The organism is Actinoalloteichus spitiensis RMV-1378 (assembly GCF_000239155.1).
Taxonomy (GTDB): domain Bacteria; phylum Actinomycetota; class Actinomycetes; order Mycobacteriales; family Pseudonocardiaceae; genus Actinoalloteichus_B; species Actinoalloteichus_B spitiensis.
The window spans coordinates 1-10,514 of record NZ_AGVX02000643.1; the positions used below are offsets into that span (position 1 = coordinate 1).

The following is a 10,514-nucleotide window of genomic DNA, read 5'->3' on the forward strand; positions in this document are numbered from 1 at the left end:
CGCCCGGCTCGCCCGCCTGCTCGCCCGCCGCGACCACTGACCGGCGCCGGCACCCGCCCCGCGCGAGGGGTGAAGCTCGCAGGCCGGCGGCACGACCGGGAGCCGCTGCCGCGACGCGTGCGTCATCGCCCGGTTCCCGATCCGCCCGGGACACCCGGCGGGGGTTCGGGGGATGAGGACAGGGTCGGACGGGGACGCGTGGACCACGTCCCTGACGGGCGTGGCGGAGGCGGTCCCGACGGTGTCGCCGAGTGCGGCACCGGAGACAGCGACACCCGGAGGAGGGATCAGCAGGAAGGCCACGCGACATCCGCGCTCCACGGCCGCACGACCGCCCGGCCCTCCGTGGGACCGCCCCGGTGAGGCTGCTTCGTGCTCCGCCGCCGGTGAACAGCGGCGCGTGCTCCGCCAACGGCTGGGAACCCCGGCGGATGACCGCGCTGGTGCGCGGGGCGGGACCTCGTGCCTCGCCGGAGTGGGGGAGGGGCGCCGGTGCGGTTCCACCAGCGCCCCCGCCCGGCGTCAGCTCACGCCCAGCAGCTCCACCTCGAACAGCAGGGTCGCGTTCGGCGGAATGATCGGGGGCACTCCGCGCGCCCCGTAGCCGAGGTGGGGCGGGATCTCCAACTTCCGCACCCCGCCCACCTTCATGCCCGCCACGCCCTGCTCCCAGCCCCTGATGACCTGACCAGCGCCCAACCCGAAGGTGAAGCCCTCGCCCCGGTCGCGGGAGGAGTCGAACTTCGACCCGTTGGTCAGGGTGCCGACGTAGTGCACCGTGACCGAGTCACCGGCCTTCGCCTCCGCCCCGTCGCCAACCCTGACGTCCTCGATGCCCAGTTCCGCGCTCATCATCCGTCCTCTCACCGTGGTTCCGGGCGCACCCTACCGAGGACCGGTGTCCGCCCTCCGCGTGACGCGGCGTGCTCCTGGTGGCGGGGAGGAGGGGCACCCCGGCGTGTTCCCCCCGTGCCTGTTCCACCGGCCCGGCGGGCGGGACGGCACGGCGACGTCCTGGGGGCGGGCGGGTGGCGGGGACCGGCCCAGTTCTCCTGCCGTTCTCCCGGGCGTCGTCTTGTGGGCCTAACCTCGCCCGGCGGCCGGGCGCCGGTCGCGCGAACGGAGGAGGCGGATGGCAGTGGGTGTGGCGAGCGAACGGCGCGGTCGGGTCAGGGCGGGGGTCGTGGCCGGCTGCGCGTTGACGGCGGCGACGGCGGTCCTCGTCGGATGCGCGAGCGAACCCGTCGTCCGTGACGCGTCCTTCCTGAACGCCGAGTCGCCCGGGGTGCTGGGATTCGAGAACGGCGACTGCTTCCCCGACCCTGACGAGCTGCCACCGGAGAACGACGGTCTCCTCAACACGGTCGAGTGCGTCGGAGCCCGGAACGAGGTGTTCGGTTTCGTTCGGCTCGACGACGGTGACTGGGACCAGGACACCGTCGCCGAGGAAGGGGACCGTCGCTGCGGGGAGGTCTTCGACGACATCTGGCCGGTGGGCGGCGACGGGCGGGAGCGGTACGACTTCTACCCCGTCCCGCCGACCGAGGCGACCTGGCAGGACGGGGACCGTGACGTGATGTGCGTGGTGTACAGCCCCGACGGTGCCTTCGTCGTGGACCCGCTGGCCGACCGGTGAGCACCCCAGGCAGCGGAAGCCCGAGTTCGACTGGTGTTAAAACTGCGTGAGTCGGTGGTTCCGGTTGGTGTGGCCGTGGGATCACCGGAGCGCCCTAGCGTCGGGTCGTGACCGTTGACTCAACCTTCTCCTCGCGGGCGGCCGGTGCCGGCCGCCCGCCTCGTGCCCGTCCGCTCAGAACCCGGTTGTCCGCCGCCGGCGTCGCCGCCCTCGTCCTGGCGGGAGGTGTCGGGCTCACCGCCGGCACCGCGTCCGCCTCGGACACCGCCTACCCGGCGGCGGAGCGGTACGCGCCGACCCCTGTCCCGGACCGGGTGACGCTGATCCCGACGGAGGACCCGGCCCGCAGTCAGCGGGTGAACTGGCGGTCGACCTCGGACACGGCGCGGGCGCAGATCGTCGAGGCGCCCGCGGCCTTCGGCGACGTGCTGACGAAGAGCGCCCCCGACAGCTTCGACATCACCACCGTCGACGCCTACCGCTCGGAGTCCGTGGACTCCGGTGCCGGCTACGTGAACACCTACCACACGGTGGAGTTCTCCGACCTCAAACCGAACACCCGCTACTCGTACCGGGTCGGCGACGGAACGCCACCCAACCCGAACACGAGCGGCTCGGGCGCCGGCTCGATCAACAACTGGTCCCCGTGGCAGGACTTCACCACGGCGGCCGACGGGGCAGCCCCCTACTCGTTCATCTACTTCGGCGACTCGCAGAACTACATCGACAGCGCGGTGCCCCGCGTCTTCAACCAGGCCCTGCTCTCCAGGCCCGAGGCCCGCATGTTGCTGCACGCCGGCGACCTGGTGAACCAGACCGGTCTCTCCGCCGCGAACCTCGCGGTGCAGGAGAAGGAATGGGGCGAGTGGTACGAGGCGGCGGGCTTCGCCAACCAGACCCGCAACGTCCTGGCCACGCCCGGCAACCACGAGTACAACTCCTCGACCACCATCTCCCCGTTCTGGAAGCCGCAGTTCCCGTTCCCGGCCAACGGCCCCACCGGGGAGGACGGTTCGCCCCTCGAGGCGGTGGAGCAGAGCGCCTACTACGTCGACTACCAGGGCGTGCGTTTCGTGTCGCTCGACTCCTCGCCGCTCCAGAACGGCCCGGTCGTCACCGAGGTGCTCGAGGCGCAGACCGAGTGGCTGGAGGAGGTCCTCTCCGACCCCGACCGGCCGAAGTGGACCGTGGTGACCTTCCACCACCCGATGTACGCCGGCACCGGCAACCGGGACAACGCGCGCGTCCGCGAGCACTGGAACCCCCTGTTCACCGAGTACGCGGTCGACCTGGTCCTCCAGGGCCACGACCACGTCTACAACCGGGGCAACCAGGGCATCCACGACAGCCAGGAGGACCCGGCGGTCAGCCACGGCCCCGTGTACTCGATCTCGGTGACCGGCGGCAAGATGTACCAGTTCAACGGGGGGACGAACTGGACGCGCAACGACGCCAACCTGCGGGTGGCGGGCAGCGACATGCAGCTCTTCCAGCTGGTCGACGTCGAGGCGGACAGGCTGACCTACCAGGCGCGGTTGTCCAACGACGTCTTCTACGACGGGTACGTGATCACCAAGGAGGGCACCACCTGGGACGGTGACCGCGTGGTCCGCGACCTGGACGAGGACCCCGAGGGCGGCGACCGCGGCGAGGACCCCGTGCCCGCCACCACGACCTCCCTGTCCGTGGCGGGGGAACGCACCGCGCCCACCGACCTGACCCTCACCGCCACCGTCGAGCCCGCCACGAACGGAACGGTCCAGTTCCGCTCCGGGTCCGAGGACCTCGGGGAGCCGGTCGAGGTGCGTGACGGGAAGGCGGAGACGACCCTCCGCTTCGTGGAGGGCACCCACACCCTGCGGGCCTGGTTCCTGCCGGATGATGCCGGGGCGGCTCGTGCGTCCAACTCCCTCGCCGAGGTGGTCGAGATCGACAGCCCCGACCCCGGGAACGCCTCGGTGCGCCTCGCGCCGAGCAGCGTGGCCGCCGGTGGCACCGTTCGGGTCGTCGGCACGGGGTTCACCCGTGGCGACGACGTGGAGGTCCTGGTCGACGGGCAGTCGGTGGGCCTCCACCGCCAGACCAACCCTCGGGTGGGCTCCTTCACCTACGCGCTCGACGTCCCCGCCGACACCGAACCCGGTGCGGTGACGGTGCGGGCGGTCAACGAGGAGTCGCGGGTGGCCGTCAGCGCCGAGCTGACCGTCCGCCCGGCACGCGGCTCGAACTGATCGCCCCGAGCCCGGCCTCGCTCGCCGCCGGTGGACGCCGGCCCGGCCGACTCGGCCGGACCGGTGTTCCGTCGGCGGCGGGTTGCTGTCCTGGGGCGATCTCCCCGGGTCGCCGGGGGACGGCGGGCAGCCTCCCGTACCCGGGAGTCGCGCGGGAAGCCACGGGCGGTCAGGCGACGACGGGCGGGGCGGACCCGCCCCACGGGTCAACCTGGGGTCGGGTGGGGCCGCCGTGGCCGGAACCGGGACGCGTCGTAGCGGGCCATCGCCTCGAACATCTCGATCTTCCCGGTGAGCGGCCGCTCCGGGTCGAACTCGTGGTACAGCCGGTCGACGGTCACCACGACCCGTTCCGGCAGCCGCCAGTGGGCGAACCCACCGAGGTCGACGTCGGCGGCGGCCTCCTCCGGTGGCATCCCGTGGTCGAAGCGCTCCCGTGCCTCGCGGCGGACGTGCTCCAGGTAGGACCGGACGGACAGCACCCCCGCCGCGTCGGTGGGCGGACCGTGACCGGGGACGATGTGCTCGGGCCGCAACCCGAGCACCCGGTCCAGGGCCGCGATCCAGTTGTCGATCGGTCCCTCCCACATGACCGGCGTGACTCCCACGAAGAGGATGTCCCCGGTGAAGACCGTGCCCGAGCCGGGCACGTGGACCAGGAGATCCCCGGAGGTGTGGGCGGGGCCCACCTCCAGCAGTTCGACGACGGTACCGCCCAGGTCGAGGTCGAGCCGGCCGCTGAAGGTGTCCGTCGGAAGCCTGACGCCGGTGTCGGCGAACGCGAAGGCGCCGAACGCTCGCCGGACGTAGCTCCTGGTGGGCCACGGCAGCTCCGCGTGGACCAGGTTCGCCAGCACGTCGGGAGTGAGGCCGCGCATCTCGGTCGCCGCGGCCGCCGTGGTCACGACGTCCACCGAGGACGGCAACACGTGGTTGCCGTACCAGTGGTCGCCATCGCCGTGGGTGTTGACGGCGAGGCGGAGGGGAGCTTCCCCGGTCAGGGGCCGCAGGGCGTCCAGCATGGCGCGGGTGAGCCGGGCGTCGAAGGAGGTGTCGACGAGCAGCGACGCCTCCGCGCCCCTGACCAGCCCGGAGTTCGCCCACCCCCAGCCGCCGTCGGGTTGGAGGTAGGCGTGCACCTGGTCGGTCAGTGCGCGCACCTCCACCGGGTTCCCGGGGCCCTCCACTGAGCGCTCCTCTCGTCGTCCTCCTGGAGCACGGCTGGCCCGGCGCGGGCCAGCCGCCGGGAGGTGGTCGGTCCCCGGGCCGGCCCGGGGCGACCGCGTCACGTCCCGCGAGCTCACGTTACCGTGCGTGACTCCCTGTTCCGGGCCCGCACCGCCGCGCGCCACCCCGCTGCCGACACCGGGCTGCTGGCCGTCGGACAGCACGCGGCACCGGGTCGGCACCGACCTGCCGCCCACCGGGGGGAGGGCGCCCCACGCCGCCCCAACGGTGCCGGGTGCCCGACGGACACCGGGGCACGGTCTCCTGCCCCGGCGCGCGGCATCGCCGCCGCGAACGACCGGGCGTCCCGCGCCCGAACGGACCAGCCGGGACGACCTCGGCCCCTCGGCCGAGGCGCGACCGCCGATCCCGGCGCGCCGCGCTGGGGGCACGGCGCGCCGGGGCCGAACCGGTGGCTCAGAACAGCACGGGGAGCGCGGCCAGTCCCCGGCTGCGGTGCGAGGGCCGCCACACCAGCTCCTCCTCGGGCACGGCGAACCGCAGGTGCGGGAACCGCTGGAACAGGGTTGTGAAGGCCACCTCCAGCTCCAGCCGGGCCAGCGCCGCCCCCACGCAGAAGTGCGGCCCCCGCCCGAAGGTGAGATGCCGGCCGGAATCCTCGCGGTGCACGTCGAACTCGTCGGGGTCGGCGAAGACGGCCGCGTCGCGGTTGGCCGCGCTCACCCCGAGCAGCACGGTCTGCCCGGCCGGCACCACCTGGCCCCCGATGTCCAGGTCCCGCAGGGGGAACCGCCGGATCGCGAACTGCGCGGGCGGCTCGTAGCGGAGGACCTCCTCGACAGCGGCGGGGACCAGGGCCGGATCGGCGCGCAGCGCCGCCAGCTGCTCCGGGTGGTTGAGCAGTGCGTGCACCCCGTTGCCGATGGCGTGCACGGTGTTCTCGAACCCGGCGAAGAACATCAGGAAGGCCAGCGAGGTCAGCTCGTCCTCGGTCAGCCTGTCCTCGCCGTCCCGCGCGGTCACCAACGCCGACAACAGGTCGTCGCCGGGGGCGCGCCGGCGTTCCGCGACGGTGTCGGCGAGGAACCGCACCATCGCGGCGATCGACCTCCCCGCGGCGGCCGGGTCCTCCGGGTCGGGGACGAACAGGCGTTCCATCCACCCGCGCATCGCCGCGGTGTCCGCTCCCCGGACTCCCAGCAGTTCGCAGATGACCAGCACGGGAAGGGGTGCGGTGAAGGCGGTGAGCAGGTCCACCGGCCCGTGCGGCGGGAAGCGGTCGAGGAGCCCCTCGGCGATCCCGGTCACCAGAGGACGCATGGCGGCGACCCGGCGCGGGGTGAACTCGCCGGACACCAGTGTCCTGATCCGGGTGTGGTCCGGCGGGTCCATGTTCAACAGGTTGCGGTCCAGCGCGGGGGGCAGGCGGAACCCGCTGTAGCCGTCACGGGAGTTCGCCTTGTCGAGGGAGAGCGCCGGATCGGCGAGACCGGACCGGACCAGTTCGTGCTCCAGCACCAGCCAGGCATGTGATCCGTCGGGCAGCTCGGTGTGCCGTACCGGGCACCGCTGCCGCAGGTCTCGGAACACGGGATGCGGGTCACGCAGGCAGGCGGCGTCGAAAGGGGCGCCACGGTGGGGGGACTCGGTGCTCACTCGGGCCTCCGTCGTGCGGGACAGGAACGTCGGCGACGTTACCGTTCGTGGTCGAGCCTGTTCGCTCCGGTGGTCACGGTGGCCACGGTGGCCACGGTGGCCGCTCAGCGCTCGGCGGCGGTGCGGGAGCGACGCGGGCCCCGGCTGGACTCGCGGACCACGAGTTCGGGGGTGAAGACCACGTGGCGGTGTTCGTGGGCCCGGGACGTGTCGGCCTCGGCGAGGACGAGTTGGGCCGCCGTCCTGCCGATGAGGTGGCGGGGCTGTCGCACGGAGGTGAGCGGAACGGCCGCCGCCGCGGCGAAGTCGATGTCGTCGTATCCCACGATCGCCACCTCCTCCGGCACCCGGGCACCGCCGCGCACCAGGGCCTGGAGGACACCCAACGCGAGCAGGTCGTTCGCGCAGAAGACGGCGGTGGGCCGAGCCTGCCTGGCCAGCAGCTGTTCGCCCGCGCGCAGACCCGAGGAGACGTCGAGGGTGGGCATGACGACCGTCTCCAACGAATCCGGGTTCCGCCCGGCCCGCCGGACGGCGTCCACCGCCCCCCGGTGGCGCTCCGCCGCCTGGTGGACGTGGGCGGGCCCGTTGACCATGACCACCCGGTCGTGGCCCTCCGCCAGCAGGTGGGTGACCGCGATCTCCCCGCCCGTCCGGTCGTCCACCGAGACGGAGCAGGTGTCCTCCAACCGCGCGGGGTGGTCCAGCAGCACGACGGAGACCCCGCGCCGCCGCAGTCCGTCCACGGCCTCCAGGGAGTTCGTGGCCGGGGTGATCAGCACACCGTGCACCCGTTGTTCCGCCAGCAGGTCCACGTGCCTGGCCTCCCGGGTGGGTGAACCCGCGCTGTTGCACAGGATCACGGCGTGTCCGGCTTCGCTGGCGGCCTCCTCCACACCCCGGGCGACGTCGGTGAAGAACGGGTTGGAGACGTCCAGTACGACCAGCCCGATCGCCCTCGGCCGGCCGGACCGGAGTTGTCGCGCCGACTCGTTGCGGACGAACCCCAGTTCCTCGATGGCGGCGAGGACCCGTTCCCGCGTCGCGGCGGCGACCACCTCGGGCCGGTTGAGCACGTTGGACACCGTGGCCAGGGACACCTTCGCGCGCGCGGCGACGTCGCGGATGCTGGCGCGAGCGCCCACCGTTGCCTCCCGGATGAAGGTTGACGAGGACGCCCGATCCCGGCTTCCCCTGCTGCTGAGCTGGGAGACCATAACCCACGGACGGGGTCCGGGGGCGGAGGTCGTCGGTCCCGTTCCTGGCGCCGGTCGCTCCTGGGTCGGGGCTGAGGGGGTCTCCCGGGCGCCCGTCGTCTCCCGCCGGCCGTGGGACCGGTGCGGGGCGGCCGGTGCCGCGTGCGTGCGGGGCGGCGGTCCGGGGCGGGGTTGGTCGAGCGGGGCCGGGTCGCCGGTACCCGAGGCGTCGGATCGCGGCGACCGGCGGCCGGCGGAGCGAGCTCGGCCCTCCGGTCCGCTCGCCGGGAGGAGGTGGATCTCGACGGCACCGGGTGGCGCTGGGTAGCCTCACAGCCGCGCACCGTGGCGGGGTCTCGCCCGGCGCGTGTTCCTCATGCTGTCGGGAGAGGGAGAGCCCCGGTGTACACACGGCGAGTCGTCGTCGCGGCGAGTGTGGGTCTGCACGCGCGTCCAGCGGCGTTGGTGGCGAGGAAGGCGGCCGAGCAGAGCGTGGCGGTGTCGATCGCGAAGGTGGTCGACGGAGCGCCGGGCGGTGCCGTGAGCGCGGCGAGCGTGCTGGGGCTGATGACGCTGGCCGCCGGGCACGGGGACGAGGTCGAGCTCAGTGCCGACGGCGACGGGGCCCGGGAGGCGGTGGACGCGCTCGCGACCCTGATCGAGCGCGAGCCGGACACCGAGGAGGCCGCGGCTCACCAGCCCTCCTGACACCGGCGGTGGGGAGCGGCGACCCGGGTGACGCCGGGCGGGGTGCCGGTTCCGGAGCGCGGGGAACTGGTCACGCTCGCCCGAGGAGATCGGCCCTCGCCCCTGCCCCCGGCACGCGGGGCGGGACTGGCTCAGCTCGTCGGCCGGCGGGGTTCGGCGATCGCGGCGGCGACGCTGTCGTACACGGGCAACACGTCTCCGACGTCGGCGGCGCGCAGCACGCGCGGCACCGTGTTCCGGTTCGACACCAGCCGGAGTTCGATGTGCTGGTGCTCGGCCGTGTCCTGCGCCGTCATCAACGCGCTGATGCCGCGCGCGCCGAAGAACGTGACGCCGGACAGGTCGAGGACGACGACGGGGTGCCCGCCGCCGAGGTGGGGCAGTATCCCCTGCCGAAGAGCGGGCTCGCTGACCATGTCCACCTCGCCGTGGAAGTGGAGGACGATCGGATGGCCGTCGCCGGACCTGGCGGTGTCGGCGTCGTGCTCGATGGTGAGCGAGAGTTGGCCCTCGCCCGGGCCGGGGGTGCGTGGACGTGGCCGTCCAGGGCCGCGCGGGCGGCAGTTCGTCACTGGGGCACGGCCGGAGACGTTGGTCATCGAAACCTCCCGTCCTCGCCGTTCACTCGTTCTGCCGGTGCGGGGGACTCGTCATGTCCTTGCCGGTGAACGGCTCGACGTTGACTGTGGCGTTCGCGCCGACGAGACGCGCTGATGGCTGGTGGGAGCACCGCGTGCGTCCCTTGTGACTCCACCGTACGGGCAAGCCCGCCCCAGCGCACTCACTCCCACGGGGCCAGTCCATCGCGACAAGTAACTACTCACTGCGCGAAACGGGGGGCGTAGGTAATCACAACAGGTGATATACCCGCCCATTTTCCCCGTCGATCAGTTGCTCTGCGAGAACACGCAGGACGGCGGCCGCCGGCACCCCGAGCAGCGCCGGGTCGGGGACGGCGCCGAAGGGGTCGCCGTGCCGCAGCTCGTCGGCGGACAGGGCCCGGTGGGGGCCGCCAACCGGCGGTCCCCACCGCCTGGCGGGCACCGGGCCGAACAGCACCGTCGAGGGCACCCCGAACGCGTAGCTCAGGTGCGCGGTCCCGGTGTCCCCGCAGAGCACGTGCCGAGCGTGGGCCACCAGGCACACCAGGACGTCGAGGTCGGTCCGGCCGGCGAGATCGCACTCCGGGGGGAGGCCGGCCAACGCCGCCACCCGCGCCGTGAGGTTCCGCTCCGCGCCCGTCCCGGTCAGCACCACCCGTTCCCCCCGGTCGAGCAGCCACCGGACCACCTCGGCGAACCGTTCCGCCGGCCACCGCTTGCTCGGGAAGGCGGCTCCCGGGTGGACCACCACCGCACCCGGCGCCGGCCCCGGGTCGTCCGGTGCGCGCAGGCGGAAGTCCCCCGCGTCCGCGGCGATCCCGTGTTCCCGGAGCAGGCGGCACCACCGCTCCCGCTCCGGCATGTCCTCCACCCACTCCGGCCCCGGCCACCCCGGGCCCCGGTGGCCGATCCGACGCGCCGGCGACAACGCGGCCAGCAGCTCGGAACTCCGCGGGCCGGCCCCGTGCAGGTTCACGGCGGTCGCCGGCGCGCACCGGGGCAGCGGCCGGTCCAGGTCGCGGACGGCCAGCAGGTCGATCCCCCCGATCCGAGCCGCCAGGGGACGCAGCTCGGACGGTGCCGCCAGCACGACCCGGTGGTCCGGGAAGGCGGTCCGCAGCGCCCGCAGCGCGGGAACGGCCACCAGCACGTCGCCCAGCCCCAGCGCCCGCAGGGCGAGGACCCACGGTTCCTCGGACACCGTCAACCTCCTCGGGATCACACGGCGGGCGAGGGGCGCCGGTGACCGGGACCGGTCGGCGACCGTTCCCGCCCCGTGCACGAGACCGGTGATCGG

9 protein-coding genes are annotated in these 10,514 nt (G+C 73.5%); 3 read left to right on the plus strand and 6 right to left on the minus strand.

The window, feature by feature from the left end; all coding sequences use genetic code 11:
* Positions 1–522: 522 nt before the first annotated feature.
* A complete protein-coding gene (locus ACTIDRAF_RS0223240) occupies positions 523–852 on the minus strand; it encodes an FKBP-type peptidyl-prolyl cis-trans isomerase (RefSeq protein ID WP_016701098.1) in 330 nt (109 codons plus the stop codon).
* A gap of 280 nt (positions 853–1,132) precedes the next feature.
* On the opposite strand from ACTIDRAF_RS0223240, the gene ACTIDRAF_RS0223245 reads away from it, so the two are divergent.
* Both ACTIDRAF_RS0223245 and ACTIDRAF_RS30745 read left to right on the plus strand, forming a co-directional pair.
* Positions 1,133–1,636 carry a hypothetical protein gene (locus ACTIDRAF_RS0223245; RefSeq protein ID WP_157163232.1) on the plus strand — a complete coding sequence of 168 codons (504 nt, stop codon included), beginning with the start codon at positions 1,133–1,135 and terminating at the stop codon, positions 1,634–1,636.
* A 107-nt stretch (positions 1,637–1,743) separates the two neighbouring features.
* Complete coding sequence (locus tag ACTIDRAF_RS30745) at positions 1,744–3,867, plus strand: metallophosphoesterase (RefSeq protein ID WP_157163233.1); 2,124 nt, start codon at positions 1,744–1,746, stop codon at positions 3,865–3,867.
* 206 nt (positions 3,868–4,073) lie between these two features.
* On the opposite strand, the gene ACTIDRAF_RS0223255 is transcribed toward ACTIDRAF_RS30745, so the two are convergent.
* From ACTIDRAF_RS0223255 to ACTIDRAF_RS0223265, 3 genes are all read right to left on the minus strand, one after another.
* Positions 4,074–5,054: an MBL fold metallo-hydrolase gene (locus ACTIDRAF_RS0223255; protein ID WP_016701101.1), complete on the minus strand. Its 981-nt coding sequence runs from the start codon at positions 5,052–5,054 to the stop codon at positions 4,074–4,076.
* Positions 5,055–5,511: 457 nt separating this feature from the next.
* Positions 5,512–6,711, minus strand: a complete 1,200-nt coding sequence (locus tag ACTIDRAF_RS0223260; protein ID WP_016701102.1) for a cytochrome P450 family protein — start codon at positions 6,709–6,711, stop codon at positions 5,512–5,514.
* A gap of 104 nt (positions 6,712–6,815) precedes the next feature.
* Positions 6,816–7,856, minus strand: coding sequence for a LacI family DNA-binding transcriptional regulator (locus ACTIDRAF_RS0223265; RefSeq protein ID WP_016701103.1), 1,041 nt, complete (start codon positions 7,854–7,856; stop codon positions 6,816–6,818).
* Between the two features lie 453 nt (positions 7,857–8,309).
* Here ACTIDRAF_RS0223265 and ACTIDRAF_RS0223270 point away from each other — a divergent pair, with 453 nt between their 5' ends.
* Entirely contained in the window at positions 8,310–8,615 is a 306-nt protein-coding gene (locus tag ACTIDRAF_RS0223270; protein WP_016701104.1) for an HPr family phosphocarrier protein, read from the plus strand.
* A 131-nt stretch (positions 8,616–8,746) separates the two neighbouring features.
* Here ACTIDRAF_RS0223270 and ACTIDRAF_RS0223275 read toward each other — a convergent pair whose 3' ends face one another.
* Both ACTIDRAF_RS0223275 and ACTIDRAF_RS0223280 read right to left on the minus strand, forming a co-directional pair.
* Positions 8,747–9,214 carry an STAS domain-containing protein gene (locus tag ACTIDRAF_RS0223275; protein WP_016701105.1) on the minus strand — a complete coding sequence of 156 codons (468 nt, stop codon included), beginning with the start codon at positions 9,212–9,214 and terminating at the stop codon, positions 8,747–8,749.
* A gap of 250 nt (positions 9,215–9,464) precedes the next feature.
* Positions 9,465–10,511 carry a glycosyltransferase family 9 protein gene (locus ACTIDRAF_RS0223280; protein ID WP_425359131.1) on the minus strand — a complete coding sequence of 349 codons (1,047 nt, stop codon included), beginning with the start codon at positions 10,509–10,511 and terminating at the stop codon, positions 9,465–9,467.
* Positions 10,512–10,514: the final 3 nt, after the last annotated feature.